The following is a 16,346-nucleotide window of genomic DNA, read 5'->3' on the forward strand; positions in this document are numbered from 1 at the left end:
ATTTCGAATACAATAGAGTTATTAATTGGAGTTGCACATAAATGCTGTCGAATAGAACTGATATCTCAAAGAGGTGTAAACCAGCAATGTTGGACGAGAATGTATTTCGAGACGCATATGCCAACTATAAAACAGATATTACCCGATATCTAGTAAAAATCACTGAAAATCTCCATGATGCCGAAGATCTGGCTCAAGAGTGTTACATTCGACTGCTGAAAACGGCTAACAGCGTGCCGGAGGAAAATTTGTTTCTTTACTTACGCGTAATCGCCCGCAATCTGGCGATTGATTCGCTGCGCAAGGGAATGCGCACCAAGGTGAAACTACAGCAGGCTGAGCTCAAAGTTCAGCACAACGATGTGTATGAGTTGGAAGTGCTCGAGGGGATTGAGGAAATCGTTTCGCTGGTGGTTAACCGCGCACATCGCCAAATATTGGAGCTGCGATTGCTCCATGGTTACTCGATCAAAGAGACCGCCACCTTGGTAAACAAGAGCGAGAGTTTGGTGCGCATGTCGCTATTTCACGCTGTTAAGCGTATTCGTAGTCATAGCGGCTGGTACAGGAACCGTATGGGGTTGGCGAATCGAAGGCTGCATCAGCCGATCAAGCGTCCCATCGTTGAGCAGCGCTGAGATGTGTATGAATTGAAAGAATTGACTCCCTCACTTCGCTTAATGGATACGGATAACTAAACCAAATTATGAAAGGCCACCTTCATTGTTAAATCCGAAGGCGGCCTTTCAAGCCAATTTATTACTGATTCCCGTTTTATTGGAATTACCTATTAAAATTGAATGCCAACTTGTTGACAGCTATATTTGATCCGGATTTCTATACTTCGAAGTATGCAACTGCTCGATCAGGGAGCAGCCATTTATGAAACTCTGGATAATAGGGCTGCTGGAACGGTCCGGTCGTAACCACGACCTGATTCGCTGAGGATACAGCGCGCATCCAAAACAGATATAAGAGTATGATGAAGCAGAGTTTGATTGCTAGTCGACATAAAGGAGCAGCTTACTCTCTATAAAAAACAAAGGAGGCAGCTTCAGCTACATCCCCATAATATGATAGCCAGCATCGACATGCAGCACTTCCCCGGTAACGCCGCGCGCTAAGTCGCTTAGCAGGAATAGAGTGGCGTCCCCTACTTCATCCTGGTCGATATTGCGTCGAAGCGGCGCCTTCTCCTCTATGGTCGTCATAATATCGTTAAAGCCGGATACGCCTTTGGCAGACAAAGTGCGGATCGGTCCTGCCGACACCGTATTAACGCGGATGCCAAGCTTCCCTAAATCCTCTGCCAAATATCTGACGCTTGCTTCGAGCGCCGCTTTGGCGACACCCATCACGTTATAATTTTTGACGACGCGCTCGGCGCCGATGTAGGACTGGGTAACGATGCTTCCGCCTTCTGTCATCAGCGGACTCGCCGCTCTTGCTGCGGCAACCAGCGAATATGCACTGGAATGCTGAGCCAGCGTATAGCCCTCCCGCGTCGTGTCGATGTAGCCGCCTTTCAAATCCTCCCTGTCCGCAAATGCGATAGAATGCACAAGGCCGTGGATAATGCCGGATTTTTTCTTGATTTCCTGGAATGCGCCTTCGATGCTTCCATCATCGTTCGCATCGCAGGCCACGCACATCAGCGGTTCTATATTGTTCTCCTGCAGCAGCTCCTGCAGCTTCAGATAGGAACGCTCTTTCCTATACGTAAATATAAGCTTTGCGCCTTGTGAATGCAGCGCTTTCGCTACGCCCCAAGCCAAGCTTCGGCTATTGGCCACGCCCATCACAACAATCGTTTTGCCATTCATTAATCCGTGCATGCTGTACCTCCTCTGATCCATTGATCAGAACTCTTTTAGTACCTAGTACTAATTTTATCGTAATCGTTTTTAAGCCACGTGTCAATTCGATGCTTCATCATGAAAAAAACCGCTGCCACTGGGCAACGGGTTGCTTCAAATTATCGGTACATATCCGCCAAGCCAGGGCTATGTTCATTCGGCATTTCAGGCATTTGCGGTACAGGAAATCCAGCAGGCGGCTGCCGGGTCCGGCTGATCCGGCTTGATGACGTTAATCAATTCCTCTTTGTAATAATACTTATACCCTAGCTCCTTTGTAGTCAAGATATCAAATTAATTAAGCAGGCGCTTCAAGTTCTTCATTAAATACGTAACGATGAAGGTACCATTCAGCAATTGACAGAATCAACGAAATCGTAACAATTTCACCCATGCTTAAAGTCCAATTGAACAGATAAGCAACAGCATATAGATATACGGCTGCCAACACAAAATCCGATATCGTAGCGAACAAATTATTGGTCGCGCGAAGCAGCAGCTGGTCGCCTGCAACATAAGCAATGACTGTTAACGCCGTTGCAGCGCACAAAGCGCCCCACAACGTCGCTTGGGAATAATATAGCAGCAGCGTAACAACAATGGCCCCGTTAATAATCCACTTTAATAAAAAATTGGCCATTCTTATTCCTCCTTTCACTTTTTCCCCTTCCCAGAATACACTTGCATAGCGTCCCACCTTTCAGCAGCTTTCATCCTTATCCGATTGACGACACAAAAAAGAAGCCTTAAAAAAAGGCTTCTTGCTTCGAACAAAGATTTTCATTATGCTTGCTGCGCCGCTTGATGAAGCGTCGCCGCCGAGTCCACAACCTTATCGGTCGCTTGTCCAATCTCTTCAATCGTCTGCACAAGCGCCTTCATCCCCTGCTCAACCGTCTCGACAGTGGCGAGGCTGCTCGACATGGACTGCACAATATGCTGAAAGGCAACCTCTGTCGCCTCCGACTCCGACTTGCTGTCTTGAACGATGCTGTGAACCTCAGTGATGGATGCGGCCACCTTCTCCGAATACTCGCGCGTTTGCACGATGTAAGCATGAATCTGGGTGACGGACTGCTTCGTCTGATCTGACAGCTTGCGCACCTCTTGGGCCACTACCGCAAATCCGCGTCCGTGCTCTCCCGCTCTAGCTGCTTCAATGGCAGAGTTGAGCGCCAGCAGGTTCGTCTGAACCGCAATATCCTGCACCAAGCTGACGACTTGCCCGATTTCCTGAACCGATTGGTTCAGCTGCTTCACGACCTCGTCCATTGAGCTTGTTCGCATCAGAATAGACGCGATGCTTGCCTCCAATGCGGCAAGCTTGGTTTGGCCTTCCGCCGCAAGCGCCTGAGTATGTCTGGACGCCTCCGCACCGCGATGCACGGAGCCGTTGACATCGGCGCTGCTGGCAACCAGATGCTGGACAGACGCTCTCGTCTGCTCGGCAATAACCGTCATGTCTTCGCTCACAACCGTTATCTTATGCTTGAGCTCCTCCTTCACCCGTTCATATTGGAGCTCTCGTTGACGCACATTTTCCTTCTCGTAGGCCTCAAGCACAATTTGCTGCTCGAAATTGAGAATTTTCGTAATCACAGTGCTGATGCGGATAAGCTGCTCACGATCCTCGACATGGCGGTATACCAAATTCAGAAGCGTATCCTGCAAGTTTTGAAAAGCGCCCATATACCACTTCGGCTCGAGGCCGATCCGGTAGTGCACGCTGGCTACACGCTGCCGCTTCTTCAGGAAATCCTCGTCGATATGGCCGCTGAACATCTCAATCAAATGGGCTTTCAACGTGAATTGGAGCCGCTCGATGGTGCTGTTCTCCACAATAATGTCTTTCAGTTGATCCACATTCGTAATGGTCTGATAGAAGGTATCGACAATCGTATCGATATGGCGCTCAATCAATGCTTGTAGCGATTTTGCAAGCCGGATGTCATCCAGCGTCAATTCAATCATCTCCAGCTGCTTCACGATAACCGGATCGTCGATACAAATGACCGCATCAAGCGACGGCTCAGACTCCTTCCAATCGGGCAGCCCGAGCGTATTCTTCCTTCCCATCAGCTGGCTTGAAATGGCCGAAAACGGGCATTTTTTCATATATTCCCCTACTCCTATGCTCATTGGTGATGTACGTACAGAAACGGGCGTTGGCGCAGCTTTCTTCGATCATGATAAGACCTCTATCATTGTAATGGATTTTATTGGTGCTCGTTTGACATGCAAAGCCATAATATGTGAAGATTTAAAGAACTTCTTAAGCCGCGCCCTGCCTGAAAAGAAGGCATTCCATCAGATGTCACCAGTTCTGTTTGCGGATTACTTTTAATGGGAGTACTGAACCATGGAAGGATCAGGGTGAAGGGAATGCTCATGTTAAAATTGAGGCATGTGTGAAATGGAGGAAAAAAGATGTCAGCTGGCATTTATATGATCACCGGAGTGATGGCAAGCGGAAAGTCGACTGTAGCTGAACTGCTGGCTCAGAGGTTTGACCGGTCCGTACACTTGCGCGGTGATTTATTTCGAAGAATGATTGTGAGGGGCCGGGAGGAAATGCTGCCCGAGCCGTCTAATGAAGCGCTTAGTCAGCTCGATCTGCGTTACCGCCTTACAGCGGCGGCGGCAGACGGCTATAGCGCGGCAGGTTTCGCCGTGATCGTACAAGACGTTATCGTTGGACCTGCTCTCTCGCAGTTTGTTTCCTATATAAAGAACAGGCCGCTTTATCTGGTCGTATTGGCACCGAGTGAAGAAACAATTCTCCGCAGGGAAGCTGAGCGCAGCAAAAAAGGCTACGGCCTCTGGTCCGTAGCTGGTTTGAACCGCCTATTGCAGCAAGACACGCCCAAATTGGGGTTATGGCTGGATACGTCCAGCCTATCGCCCCAGCAGACGGCGGATGAAATATGGAATCGCGTCCATACGGAGGGCTTGCTGTTCGAAGCTTAGACATATCCGTACTTCACTGCAGGCGCGGATTGGCTCATAATCTGTCTGACCGCATGGATAGCGGCATGCTGCTGCCTGCTTCTGCCCGCCTTCTCTCTCATGGCTTGCAGCATGGCTGGATTATCCATCAATCGCTGGAGCTGCTCAGGCAGTCGATCTTCCTCGCACCATACTGCAACGCCCTTGCTCGTCAAATAATTCGCATTATCCAGCTCCTGGCCAAGCGTTGACTCGAACAGCATCATTGGCAGCTGCAGCGCCTGCGCCTCGGAAGTTGTAAGGCCGCCCGGCTTCGTAATAAGCACATCCGCACAAGCCATCCAATCTTGAATGCCATCGATATACCCTTTCAGCAGGACATTACGACGTCCCTCAAGCGCTTCGCTCATCCGGTGCAGCAGCTTCACATTGCGGCCGCAGACGAATACGAACTGCACATGGGGCGGGAATTGATTGGATTTCAACTGCTCGATGAATGTACCCTTAATCATCCCGAAGCCTCCGCCCATGACCATCACGACAAAAGCGGAAGGATCCAGGCCCAGCTTCTCGCGCAGCTGCTTCTTGCAGCTAGGCTTATTATTATAGGAAGGACGCACGGGAATGCCCGTTACGACGATTTTATGAAGCGGAACATTCTTCTTCAGCAGTGCCTCCCCAACCTCCTGCGAACCAACCAGGTACAAATCCGTATGAGGGTGAATCCAGTAGCTGTGATCCGAATGGTCGGTAATGATCGTCACGGCAGTGAGCGATGTCATCTTCTTTTCCTTCAACACCGACAGTGCTGCGGATGCGGGCGGGAACGTGCTCACAAGCACGGTAGGCCGTTCCTGCTGAATCAGCTCCAGCAGCCGATGAAGGCTGGATTGCCGGAATTTCTTGAGCAACGCGGTGAGCGGGGTCGCCTCGCGCGTTTTCTGGTACAGAAATCCGTATAGCGACGGCAGATGCTTCACCCCTTGCAGGAAACAATAACGTTCAATAACATGCATCCGCGGATGAATCCATTCCATAAGATCAATAACCTTGACCGACATTCCCGGCTTGCATATCTCCGACGCCTCTACAATGGCCTTCGCCGCTTGCATATGTCCGTCGCCCAGCGTCCCGGACAAAATCAATATTTTCTCTTGCTTCATGATCTTTCGTCCTCCTAATAAGTGATGAGACGCTGCCAACGCGGACGCATCTTGGAGCCGGGCGCCGTCTTCCATCCGAATCTGAATCGCTCTTACTCTATCAATATGGCTATTATAGCCCTTCCATGATGAACTCTTAACCGGCTGAGGTATTGTTTTGTTCTCCGACCTGAGGCGGAGCGCCTCCGCTCCTTGCGGCTTATGAGCCCATTTCCTGTCCGAGCTGCTCTTGCTGTCCATCTTGAGCGGATGCGGCTTGCTCAGCTTTTCTTTTTTTGCGCTTGCGAATAAAAATAATGATAAGAACAATTGGCACGATTCCGGCAAGCAGATACAACGAAACATCCTTGACCATTCCCTCGGCAGACCGCCCGTAGATATAGAACAGAGAGCCTACGATGTAGAATTTGGCCGCCCGCCCGATGGCAGCATAAGCCATCAGACGCCATAAAGGGAAGTTCAGACAGCCGGACAAAATCGTAAATACTTTAAACGGAATCGGCGTGAATGAGCCGATCAGAATGGCCGCTTCCCCATTCCTCTGAATCAGACCGCTTGCGGCGTCTACCCAGGATTTCTTCAGCATCCGGTTCATAACGGAATGCCCCAGTCCCTTCCCGATCCAATAACCGAGCGGCGTCCCAAGCAAACAGGCGATGAAGCCGGCTGTCGCCAGCCACAGCGCATTGGACGGATCGAGCAGACTTAATGAAACTTGCGTAAATAACGCTGGCACCGGAAAAATCACCGCATCGGCGAAAGAATGAATAACCAAGCCCCAGACGCCATAATTCAGTACATAATTGATCATATTCTCTAACAAATGCCCGTACTCCCATCCCGCAGTCCGTCGGAAACTCTATTTTTGACCTGCGTACAACGCCATTCATACGTCTACTGTAATCCTATCGAGAATATGGCCATCCAACAATTGGTGGAGGTCCAGTTTCCTTCCCCGACTTAAGGCTAGTCTCGATCCCAACGCAGGACGGTTATCAGACTGGCAGCGCTTAAGGTAAGCTAGCTTTGGCAGAGCTTGCTGCTGCCCATTGCAAGCGGCTATCTAACAGAAGTCGCATAACCAAAGCAGCCCGGGTACATATAAAGGAGTTTTGGCAGTTGAAGCTACTTGAGATCGTTGAACAATTATTTGCACAATACGGATATTTGGTCCTTCTTATTGGCCTTCCGCTGGACGCCATCGCGCTTCCTATACCGCCAGGGAATACGACACTGACGTACACCGGCTATCTGGCTTACAAAGGCGTGCTGCACTGGCTGCCGGCTGTACTGTCGGCTTATGCCGGCGCGATCATCGGCATGACCGTTACTTATTGGATTGGATACAAATTCGGGCAGCCTCTGTTTGACCGATACGGCGAACGATTATTGCTAAAGCCGGTACATATGGAGAGAACCAAGCAAGCGTATCAAAAACACGGCAACAAGCTGCTCCTGTTTTCATTCTTAATGCCGGGCGTCCGGCAGTTTATCGGTTACGCGACCGGAATCATTCGCGTGCCCTTCCGCACGTTCGCTCTTTACGCCTATACGGGAGCGGCCATTTGGGTCTTCCTTTTCACCGGCATCGGCTTCCTCTTCGGCGAGCAGTGGAAGCATGTGCTGATATGGGTGGAGCAATCCTTGCTGTACATTACCATCGGACTCGGGGCAGCGCTCGCCATTCTCGTATACGTGAAGTGGCGCAAATATGTGCTGCAAAAGAAAGCAACAGCTAGAGCAATCGACCGTTAATACCTCGGCTGGCTATCAAAGCCGGCCCAACCCTGCATACGCGGAGTGGAGCTGGTTTTTTTCATGATGGCAGTGGAAGAATTAGCTGTCTTTAATCCAGATGACGTCCATCCTCCTTCATTCTAACAAACAATTCCGCGGGACAACCTTCATTTACATGAACAGCATATTTTTATTATGAAAAAGAAAACCGGTCCAACTCAGCGATAACTGAATCGGACCGGATCATAATTTGCTAGCTTTGCAGTTACGAGCTACGATGACGTTTTGGAAGACCCTGCCGCCCTTCGCTTCCACTTCAGCCGCGGACTAACCGCGTTGATTACCATCACAAGAATCAATACGATCCCCCAAATAAAGTCTTTGAAGAAGTTGCCCACATGAAGCGCATTTAGGCCGCTGGACAGGAATTGCAGAGTCAAGACAGCCATGACTACGCCTGCGATCTTGCCGAAGCCGCCGTTCGGATTGACTCCGCCAAGCACCACAACTAGAATCGCCTGCAGAATATAAGATGTGCCATAGTCGGCTTTGGCCGAATTGGTCAGCGCGATCATGACAAGGCCGGCAATAGAAGCAAGCAGTCCGCTTAACGCATAGGTCTTCAGCAGCACCACTGTATTGTTGATGCCGCCGTAACGCGATGCCGTCGGGTTGCTGCCAAGCAACTGAAGCTTCATGCCGTACGGGCGGCGATTGAGCAGCACATATACGGCGGCAACGCATAGCGCAAATATAATGAGCGGTACAGGAATGCCAATGTGGCTGCCGTTGCCGATCGAGGAGAATTGCTCCGGCAAGCCGACAATCGCCTGCCCTTTCGTAATGACGATGGCAAGGCCCATGAACAGCTGCATGCTGCCAAGCGTCACAAGAATCGGAGGTATGCCGATCTTCGCGACAGCAAATCCGTTAAGCAAGCCGCATAACACGCCTGCTATTATCGCGCATACGATTCCAAGCAGCATATACATAAAGCTCGTTCCGGCGGAAGCTCCTTCGGGCACCAGCCGGACCATTACCATAGCGGCGAGAATCGACGTCAAGTTGGCAATGCCGACAATCGATAGATCGATGCCGCCGGACACCATCGTCAGCATCATCGCAAGCGACAGGATGCCGAGAACAGGGAATTGAAACGCCATGGAGCTGAAGCTGTCCAGCGTCAGAAAAGTGCGCGGGCTTAAAACCGTCATCGTAACGAACACTACAACCATAATGACGAACAGCCGGGTCAGGTTTCCGTCCGAGGACAGCCAGCGCTTCAAGGAGAATGAGGGATCGTCATAGGACGCATCCGGTCCCGTACGTTTTGCAGCTTGATTGGTCATAAGTGCCTCCTAAAGACTGTCGTCAAGTCAAAATGGATGATTGCTTCGCTGATGAGCGTTTGATTTGATAAGCCGCCACGCCGGTGCCGATCAGAATCAGCGCGCCGATAACGAAGCGCTGCCAGTAAGACGGAATGCCGACCAGAATGAGGCTGTTCTGAATGGTTACGATCAGCAGCAAGCCAAGCAATGCGCCGGTAACGGTGCCGTGTCCGCCTGTAATTCTGACGCCGCCGAGGACGACCGCCGCAATAATCAATAGCTCTGTGCCAAGCAGGTCAACGGGATTGGAGCTTCGCATCATCGTCGTCTGGATCATACCGGCGATGCCCGCCAGGAAACCGACGAAGCCATACACGAAGCATTGCAGGAACCTCGTGTTGAAGCCGATCCGCTCTGCTGATACAGGATCGCCGCCCAGCGTGTAGATGCCTCGGCCGATCATCGTATATTTCATCATAATGGCTACCAGAATAACTACCGCTGCCGTTATGAGAACGGACATGGGCAAGCCCACTGTTATGCCCGCATCCGTTGTGAACTTGATGACCTGCGTCTTGCCGAACTGCTCCAGCGGAGCCGGCAGATTGCTGATTTGGCGGCTGCCGACAAAGGTGAGCAGGAACCCGCTGAACATGGAGGAGGTGCCCAAGGTAACGATGAGCGTGGGCAGCTTAAAAAAAGCGATCAGCAAGCCGTTGATCAACCCCAGCCCCAAACCGATGATGCCCGCCAGCAGGAACGCGGCGAATACAGGAACATCGAAGTCCAGCATGAGGATGATTTTCGTAGCCGAGAACATGCTGAATGTCGCAATGGCCGGGAATGATACATCAATGCCGCCCGATATAATGACCATCATGGTACAAATCACAAAGATGCCCGGAACGATGCTGCTCCGAATCAGGTCGAACATATTGGCGGAGCTGAAGAAGGCGCCGTTCTGGCTGCCAATGGCTGCGAACAGGACCAATATGATGATCGCTACATAAAACTCGCTTGTTTTTGTCCATTTTCTCATGCAGTATTCCCCCTGCGTTCTACGGGACCGGCATCGTCATCGCGAGCATCGTGCAGCTCTGACCATACTTCCTGCGTGAACGACTTCCCTTCCGCTTCTCCGATAATTCGCCCTCGCTTCATGACCAGCACGCGATTGCAGCTTTGCCTCAGCTCCGGCAGATCGTCCGAGATCATCAGAACGCCTAAGCCTTGCCCCGCCAGCTCCCGGATAACCTGGTGAATATCTTCCTTGGAGCCGATATCGACGCCGACGGACGGACCGTTCAGAATCAGCACCTTCGGGCTCGCGGCAAGCCATCTGGCAAGCACGACACGCTGCTGATTGCCGCCAGAGAGCGTCTTCACCGGAGCGAGCGGCGAATGCGCGGCTATGCCCAGCTTCTGAATCCAGCTCCGAACGGCCGATTTCACCTTGCGTCTGTCGATCATGCCCCACTTGTCCTTCTGCTCGTCAATCACGCTGACGACCATGTTCCGCTCGATTGATTGCTCCAGGAACAGCCCCTCTGTAAGCCGGTCCTCCGGCACATAAGCGATTCCGTGCGTCTCAGCGTCCTGGACAGACCGGATGCTGACGGGCTCGCCATCGCGGAAGATCTCTCCCGAGGTTGCCGGCGTCAGTCCGAACAGCGCCTCCGCCAGCTCCGTTCTGCCGGAGCCAAGCAGTCCGGTCAGTCCGACGATCTCGCCGGGATGAATGCTGAGCGATATATGTTCAAAGCAGCCCTTGAGCGACAAGTTGTCTGTTCTGAGCAGCGGCGTGCCTGATTGCTTTCCGATCTCATAATAGCTTTCGTCAATTTGTCGGCCGGTCATGTAATATACCAGCTTCTCGCGGTTCAATTGATCCGCGCGTTCGGAGATGACGTTTTTTCCATTACGCATAATCGTAATCCGCTCCGAGAGCTCAAACACTTCTTCCAGCTTGTGGCTTACGAACAAAATCGAGATGCCGTCCCGCTTCAATCCCTCGATAACACGAAATAAAGCGCGTACCTCCTTCTGAGTCAGCGCGGTAGTCGGTTCATCCATCACGATCAGCTTCGCTTCATGCATCAGCGCCCGCGAGATCGCAATCAGTTGCTTGTCGGCCACCGACAAATGCTCCACCTTCGCATTCAAATCAAGATCAACGCCGACTTTATCCAAAGCTTGCTTCGCCGTTTGGCGCATCTTGCTCCAGTTAATCCATTTCTTCCTTGCAGCAAGCTCGCCGTTCAGGGCGATATTTTCGGCTACCGTCAGATTGGGGAATATAGAGAAATCCTGATAGATCACTTGAATGCCGGAGTTGATCGCTTCAATCGGATTCAGGCCGCTGCGCAGTTGTCCATCGATTCTTATCTCGCCATGGTCCGGCGCGTGAACGCCGGACATGACTTTGATCAGAGTGGATTTCCCGCAGCCGTTCTCCCCAGCCAGACAATGGACTTCGCCATATTCGATCCGCAGCGATACATCCTTCAAGGCATGGACGCCTGCGAACGATTTGTTGATATGGTTCAGCTCAATCAGGGCTTTAGGCATGTTCGGGTCACCCTCTCATTAGAAATCGTAATCGGTTACATTTTCTTTCGTAACGCCTACCCATGCGGCGCCGTACAAATATTTGCCGTCCTTCACAATCAGCTTCTCATAACCCGGCACGCCGAGATCATAGCCTTCCGTTATTTCATTCGCTTTGCCTTCCAGCACCTTCACCGCCAGCGTATTCATCGCTTTCGCCGCTTCGGCCGGATCCCAGAATCCGATCATCGACATGGCGCCGCTCTCCAGATACTTCTGCGAGACGGACGGAACGCTGGTGCCGACTACGTTCACCTTGCCGATCAGGCCGGACTCTTCAATCGCCAGTGCCGCACCTGCCGCGTCGTTGCCGGACGCGCCTTGGAAGCCTTTCAGATTGGGGAATGCCTTGAACGTCTCACGCAGCTTCTCGCTGGCAATCTTCTGGTCGTCATTCGTCTCCAGCTGGCGGGCAACCGCTTTCATATTGGGATATTTTTCCTGCTGGCGCTTATATGCACCTTCTTCCCACTGCATGTGGGACTTGGTCGTCAAGCTGCCTACCGTTGTCATATATTCGCCTTCCTCGCCCATAGCCTTCGCCAGGTTATCCATGAGGAACGCGCCGTACTCCAAGTTGTCGAATGCTTCGATATTAAAGTCCGTATTCACCATACCGTCCGCTTCATGCGTAATGACGACGATGCCTTTGTCGCGGGCTTTCTTCAGCACAGGCTCAAGCGCCTCCGCGGAGAACGGAACCACCGTAATCGCATCAACCTTCTGGGCAATCAAGTCTTCGATAATTTGGACCTGCAATGCCGCATCCGCCTTCTGAGGCCCTTGCATGAACGTGTCGTGCCCGGTCGTCTTGCCGAATTCCTTCACGCCTTCCTCCATCCGGTCGAACCAGGCTACGCCTGTTAGCTTAACAACGGTTGCAATTTTATACTTTTTGCCGCCTTCATTGCCGCCGTTGTTCGTCCCACCGCTTTCATTGTCGCTTCCCGAATTGCTTCCGCCGCAAGCGGTGAGGATAACCATGCAAAAGATAAGTAACATAGCAACTGCAGACATCGAACGTTTCTTGACCATTGATTGCTTCCCCCTAAAGATGATTTTAAATTTATGTCAAAACGTCCAGCAGCGGAATTACCGCTGCCTGAACGCCTTCACATCATCCATAAAAGCTTTCACTCTGGACTGGTCCACATGATTTTCGAATTTTCCGTCTATTTTGAAGGCAGTTCCGACTACGGCGCCGTCGGCAATGGACAGCTGCTCCACCAGGTTCTCCCGGCGAACGCCGGTGTTGGCAAGCACAACCGTCTCCGGCACGGAATCTTTAACCCGCTTCAAAATTTGCGAATCTGTCTGCGCGCCTGCAGTCAGACCGGATACGCATAGCGCATCGGGACGGTTGTTGAATACGGTAGATTTGGCGACGCTTTCGATATCGCGGTCCGCGACATATTTGGCCGCTTCAGGCACGATGTTGAACAACAGCTTGACATTGCCCGCCCCTATTCGCTGCTGATGGCGCACCGTCTCGCCAACATTCGTATTCCAGAGGCCGAAGTCGCTGGCGTATACACCCGTGAAAATTTCTCTGATGAAGAGAGCCCCGGTCGCCGCTGCCAGATCAAGCGACTTCTTGGCATCCCAGAGGACGTTCACACCAAAAGGAATTTGAATATCCGGCTTCAATTCGCCGACAATACGCGCCATAGCCGCCACCGTCTCCGTCTTCACCTCCGTCAAATACGGCAGGCTGAATTCGTTGGAGAACATAACTGCGTCCACCCCCCCGTCCTGCAGCGCCTTCAAGTCTTTCCTCGCCATCTCAACGACGTAGTCCATGCCCCTCTCGCTATCGAAGTATGGATCTCCGGGCAAAGCCATCAAGTGGCACATCGCAATTACCGCTTTCTCCGTACCGAGTACATCCTTCAACCATGTCATAACGTTCATCCTCCCCAGAATGTCTATCTCATCTTGTTGATTATTCAGTTGCTATCAGAGCATATCGCCCGTCTTATCCCCTGCTGAAATCCACATTGCCGTCAAGCGTATGCACCAATTGCTCCAGAAGCTCGATCAGCTTGCTCACATCGTCCAGATCGACGGATTCCACCGGCGCATGCGTATATCGCGCAGGGTAGCCGAGGTCGACCATCGGCAAGCCGTCGTTCTCGAGCTGGCTGAACGAAGCGTCCGTCAAGATGCCCATGAATACGGCAGGCTGCAGCGGTATATCGCGGCTTGCAGCCACTTGCTTAATATGCCTCACCAGCTTCGGATTCGGAATCAGGCCGCCAAGCGTGCCTCTGCCGTGGAATGTATACATCCCGATGCTGGGGCCGCCGCCAAGCGTAATATCGCCCTTCGATTTCAAATCCGGCGTATCCGTAGCAATCGTAATGTCGAGCGTGATCGCCAGATGCGGGTCGATGCGTCTCACAGCTGGCAGCACTCCGCGCAAATTGAATTCCTCCTGTACCGAAAAGACGAGATAGAGCTCGCATGGAAGCTCGCTTCCCTTCATGCGGTCTGCCAATTCCAGCAGAGCCAGGCACCCGACGCGATTATCGAGCGCATTGGAGAATACGCGCGAGCCGTTATCGAAGTATTGGCGTGCATACATGACCGGCATGCCGACCTCAAGCCCCGCCTCCTCCGCTTCCTTCCGCGACCGGAATCCGAAGTCAACGAACACTTCACTCACCGGCAGCACGCGGTACTTCTCCTCCGAAGGCGTCACATGATGCGCTTTTGTCCCGATGATGCCCTGCCATACACGGCCGCCCGCTTCTGCGATGACCGTCTGGCCCGCCAGGCTTTTCTCCGGAATGCCCCCAAGCCTCTCCACCCGCAGAACCCCGCTGTCCTCGATCTTGTTCACGACCAGCCCAAGCTCATCCATATGGGCGAAGATCATGACGCGGTAAGGCTCTTTGCCTTCAATCTTGTTCATGCGGACCGTCACATTGCCAAGCGCGTCGACCCCAATGTCTTCCCCTGTTTCCTTCAACTGCTCCGTCACATACCGGATGACTGGATCTTCATAACCGGATACTGCCGCAAGCGATGTCAATTCCTGCAGTCTCTTCTTCATGTATGCCATCTGCTCTTCCATTCGCTAGCCTCCCAAGCTGATCTGTCTGACTTTCGTTTGATTCCGTTCTGACTACTACAAGCCTTTCATTAAGTCCTTTGTCCGCTCGTACAAGCGGTGGTAGATCGCGTAATGCCGTTCATATACATCCAGGTGCTCTGAGCCGGGCTCAATATAGCGGATAATGTTCACCCATTCATCGATTTCTTCCAGCCGGTCATGCCAGCCTAAAGCCAATCCACAAATGAAAGCGTTTCCATAAGCGGCGCCAACGGTAACCTCAGGAATCGCTTGGCGAACCTGACAGATATCGCTTACGCTTTGCAGCCATAGCTTGTTTTTGACGCCGCCTCCTACAGATACAATTCGCTGTACCGATGCGCCCAGCCCCTTCATCGCATCCAGGTTATGGCGTATCGAGAACGAGATGCCTTCAAGCAGCGAGCGGTACATATCCGCTGCGGTATGATTCAGCGACAGACCGAACATCATGCCTTTGGCCGAGGCGTCATGAATCGGCGTACGCTCACCGCTAAAGAACGGCAGCGTTATTAATCCATTCGATCCGGGAGGACTTAATGCCGCTTGTTCAGCCATATGGATGTATGCCTGTTCAACTGACCAGCCCGACGTCTCGCCTCCGTCCGTGCCGCGTCCCATGCATTGATCGACAAACCACCTTGTCAGCGATCCCGCCGTTGCCGTACCGCCTGTCAGCGTATGGGCTCGCGGCACAATATGGACGTTCGGCCATAGCTCTCTCGTCTTCATGATGCGGTCCGTCGTCAGAATAAAAAAAGTGGAGCTGCCGTACATCATCATCAGATCGCCTTGATGAATCGCGCCGATGCTGATCGCCTCCGACATCGCATCCGCTGTGCCGGCAATGACCCGCGTCCCCTGCGCTAGTCCCGTTTCTTCCGCTGCACCTGCTGTAACGCAACCCACGATATCTGTGCTCCATTTCAACGCAGGCAGCTTCTCCGCCTCCGTCGTATAGGAAACCGCCTGTTCATTCCATTCCAGCGTTTGAATATCGAACAGCGGAGCAAAGTTCACCGCAGTATACCGGTCGATTACGCATTGACCTGTCAATCGGTAGACCAGATAACCGGAGCCGCACAGAAACTTATGCGTCCGGCTATACACCTCCGGCTCATGATCCCTGATCCATTTGATCTTCGGTCCCGCAGCCTGGGACGACAGCGACTGGCCGCCGATCTGGAACACGCGCTCCTCGCCGATCTCTTCATTCATCGCATCGATCTCTCGTTCTGCGCGGGTATCGACGCCGTACAATATGGCTTTGCGGAGCGCCTTCCCATCCCGGTCAATCGGCAGCACCGCAGGGGCAATGGAGCTGACGCCGACCGCCTCAATCTCATCAGGCGCGATGCCGTAATTCATGTGCGCCATATAGGTGAGCGTTTGCGACAATTGCTTGAAGTCATGCCACCAGGTCGCCTCCGCGTCATGCTCCGCCCAGCCCCGATGCGGGATTTCCAGCTTATGCGGGACGGAGCTTTGCGCAAGAATCTTGCCCTCCCGGTTAACGAGCACCCCTTTGGATTCGTATGTCCCAATGTCAATGCCGAGTACGTATGACATAAGATGTTCCCCCTCCGTCGGCTTCGCGAATCCTTCCTGATTT

Annotated in this window: 16 protein-coding genes; 4 read left to right on the top strand and 12 right to left on the bottom strand. The window is 52.3% G+C overall.

Going from position 1 to position 16,346, the window contains the following annotated elements; genetic code table 11:
- The first annotated feature begins 86 nt into the window (after positions 1-86).
- Positions 87-638: an RNA polymerase sigma factor gene (locus D3P09_RS01010; protein ID WP_165867267.1), complete on the top strand. Its 552-nt coding sequence runs from the start codon at positions 87-89 to the stop codon at positions 636-638.
- 420 nt (positions 639-1,058) lie between these two features.
- On the opposite strand, the gene fabI is transcribed toward D3P09_RS01010, so the two are convergent.
- From fabI to D3P09_RS01030, 3 genes are all read right to left on the bottom strand, one after another.
- Entirely contained in the window at positions 1,059-1,835 is a 777-nt protein-coding gene (gene fabI / locus D3P09_RS01015; protein ID WP_120106392.1) for an enoyl-ACP reductase FabI, read from the bottom strand.
- Between the two features lie 319 nt (positions 1,836-2,154).
- Positions 2,155-2,496 carry a DUF2512 family protein gene (locus tag D3P09_RS01025; RefSeq protein ID WP_120106394.1) on the bottom strand — a complete coding sequence of 114 codons (342 nt, stop codon included), beginning with the start codon at positions 2,494-2,496 and terminating at the stop codon, positions 2,155-2,157.
- A 143-nt stretch (positions 2,497-2,639) separates the two neighbouring features.
- Complete coding sequence (locus D3P09_RS01030) at positions 2,640-3,971, bottom strand: protoglobin domain-containing protein (RefSeq protein WP_165867268.1); 1,332 nt, start codon at positions 3,969-3,971, stop codon at positions 2,640-2,642.
- On the opposite strand from D3P09_RS01030, the gene D3P09_RS27475 reads away from it, so the two are divergent.
- Complete coding sequence (locus D3P09_RS27475) at positions 3,946-4,200, top strand: hypothetical protein (RefSeq protein ID WP_165867269.1); 255 nt, start codon at positions 3,946-3,948, stop codon at positions 4,198-4,200. The two genes, D3P09_RS01030 and D3P09_RS27475, sit on opposite strands and share 26 nt — an antisense overlap.
- Before the next feature lie 83 nt (positions 4,201-4,283).
- On the top strand, positions 4,284-4,823 hold the full coding sequence (locus D3P09_RS01035) for an AAA family ATPase (protein WP_120106398.1): 540 nt from the start codon (positions 4,284-4,286) through the stop codon (positions 4,821-4,823).
- Here the strand turns inward: D3P09_RS01035 and D3P09_RS01040 are convergent.
- Both D3P09_RS01040 and D3P09_RS01045 read right to left on the bottom strand, forming a co-directional pair.
- Positions 4,820-5,965 (bottom strand): MGDG synthase family glycosyltransferase, encoded by a 1,146-nt coding sequence (locus tag D3P09_RS01040; RefSeq protein ID WP_243643867.1) that lies wholly within the window; start codon positions 5,963-5,965, stop codon positions 4,820-4,822. The genes D3P09_RS01035 and D3P09_RS01040 overlap by 4 nt on opposite strands.
- 199 nt (positions 5,966-6,164) lie before the next feature.
- Complete coding sequence (locus D3P09_RS01045) at positions 6,165-6,788, bottom strand: YqaA family protein (protein WP_120106400.1); 624 nt, start codon at positions 6,786-6,788, stop codon at positions 6,165-6,167.
- 296 nt (positions 6,789-7,084) lie between these two features.
- Between D3P09_RS01045 and D3P09_RS01050 the strand changes: the two genes are divergently transcribed.
- A complete protein-coding gene (locus D3P09_RS01050; RefSeq protein ID WP_120106402.1) occupies positions 7,085-7,720 on the top strand; it encodes a DedA family protein in 636 nt (211 codons plus the stop codon).
- 254 nt (positions 7,721-7,974) lie between these two features.
- Here D3P09_RS01050 and D3P09_RS01055 read toward each other — a convergent pair whose 3' ends face one another.
- The 7 genes from D3P09_RS01055 to D3P09_RS01085 all read right to left on the bottom strand — a co-directional run bounded on the left by D3P09_RS01055 (position 7,975) and on the right by D3P09_RS01085 (position 16,303).
- A complete protein-coding gene (locus D3P09_RS01055) occupies positions 7,975-9,051 on the bottom strand; it encodes an ABC transporter permease (RefSeq protein ID WP_120106404.1) in 1,077 nt (358 codons plus the stop codon).
- 22 nt (positions 9,052-9,073) lie between these two features.
- Positions 9,074-10,072: an ABC transporter permease gene (locus tag D3P09_RS01060; RefSeq protein ID WP_120106406.1), complete on the bottom strand. Its 999-nt coding sequence runs from the start codon at positions 10,070-10,072 to the stop codon at positions 9,074-9,076.
- Entirely contained in the window at positions 10,069-11,601 is a 1,533-nt protein-coding gene (locus tag D3P09_RS01065) for a sugar ABC transporter ATP-binding protein (protein WP_120106407.1), read from the bottom strand. The genes D3P09_RS01060 and D3P09_RS01065 overlap by 4 nt, the downstream gene beginning before the upstream one ends.
- An 18-nt stretch (positions 11,602-11,619) precedes the next feature.
- Positions 11,620-12,675: an autoinducer 2 ABC transporter substrate-binding protein gene (locus D3P09_RS01070; RefSeq protein ID WP_120106409.1), complete on the bottom strand. Its 1,056-nt coding sequence runs from the start codon at positions 12,673-12,675 to the stop codon at positions 11,620-11,622.
- Between the two features lie 57 nt (positions 12,676-12,732).
- Positions 12,733-13,542 carry a BtpA/SgcQ family protein gene (locus tag D3P09_RS01075; RefSeq protein WP_120106410.1) on the bottom strand — a complete coding sequence of 270 codons (810 nt, stop codon included), beginning with the start codon at positions 13,540-13,542 and terminating at the stop codon, positions 12,733-12,735.
- A gap of 73 nt (positions 13,543-13,615) precedes the next feature.
- On the bottom strand, positions 13,616-14,716 hold the full coding sequence (locus D3P09_RS01080; RefSeq protein WP_120106412.1) for a M42 family metallopeptidase: 1,101 nt from the start codon (positions 14,714-14,716) through the stop codon (positions 13,616-13,618).
- A gap of 54 nt (positions 14,717-14,770) precedes the next feature.
- Positions 14,771-16,303, bottom strand: a complete 1,533-nt coding sequence (locus D3P09_RS01085) for an FGGY-family carbohydrate kinase (RefSeq protein ID WP_120106414.1) — start codon at positions 16,301-16,303, stop codon at positions 14,771-14,773.
- Positions 16,304-16,346: the final 43 nt, after the last annotated feature.

The organism is Paenibacillus pinisoli, from assembly GCF_003605435.1.
Taxonomy (GTDB): domain Bacteria; phylum Bacillota; class Bacilli; order Paenibacillales; family Paenibacillaceae; genus Pristimantibacillus; species Pristimantibacillus pinisoli.

Excerpts from the sequence above, each read along its gene's own strand:
- D3P09_RS01025 (WP_120106394.1), bottom strand. The coding sequence starts at position 2,496 with ATGGCCAATTTTTTATTAAAGTGGATTATTAACGGGGCCATTGTTGTT.
- D3P09_RS01035 (WP_120106398.1), top strand. The coding sequence starts at position 4,284 with ATGTCAGCTGGCATTTATATGATCACCGGAGTGATGGCAAGCGGAAAG.
- D3P09_RS01010 (WP_165867267.1), top strand. The coding sequence starts at position 87 with ATGTTGGACGAGAATGTATTTCGAGACGCATATGCCAACTATAAAACA.
- D3P09_RS01060 (WP_120106406.1), bottom strand. The coding sequence starts at position 10,072 with ATGAGAAAATGGACAAAAACAAGCGAGTTTTATGTAGCGATCATCATA.
- D3P09_RS01055 (WP_120106404.1), bottom strand. The coding sequence starts at position 9,051 with ATGACCAATCAAGCTGCAAAACGTACGGGACCGGATGCGTCCTATGAC.
- D3P09_RS01070 (WP_120106409.1), bottom strand. The coding sequence starts at position 12,675 with ATGGTCAAGAAACGTTCGATGTCTGCAGTTGCTATGTTACTTATCTTT.
- D3P09_RS01085 (WP_120106414.1), bottom strand. The coding sequence starts at position 16,303 with ATGTCATACGTACTCGGCATTGACATTGGGACATACGAATCCAAAGGG.
- D3P09_RS01030 (WP_165867268.1), bottom strand. The coding sequence starts at position 3,971 with ATGAAAAAATGCCCGTTTTCGGCCATTTCAAGCCAGCTGATGGGAAGG.
- D3P09_RS01040 (WP_243643867.1), bottom strand. The coding sequence starts at position 5,965 with ATGAAGCAAGAGAAAATATTGATTTTGTCCGGGACGCTGGGCGACGGA.
- D3P09_RS01065 (WP_120106407.1), bottom strand. The coding sequence starts at position 11,601 with ATGCCTAAAGCCCTGATTGAGCTGAACCATATCAACAAATCGTTCGCA.
- D3P09_RS01075 (WP_120106410.1), bottom strand. The coding sequence starts at position 13,542 with ATGACATGGTTGAAGGATGTACTCGGTACGGAGAAAGCGGTAATTGCG.
- D3P09_RS27475 (WP_165867269.1), top strand. The coding sequence starts at position 3,946 with ATGGCCGAAAACGGGCATTTTTTCATATATTCCCCTACTCCTATGCTC.
- fabI (WP_120106392.1), bottom strand. The coding sequence starts at position 1,835 with ATGCACGGATTAATGAATGGCAAAACGATTGTTGTGATGGGCGTGGCC.
- D3P09_RS01080 (WP_120106412.1), bottom strand. The coding sequence starts at position 14,716 with ATGGAAGAGCAGATGGCATACATGAAGAAGAGACTGCAGGAATTGACA.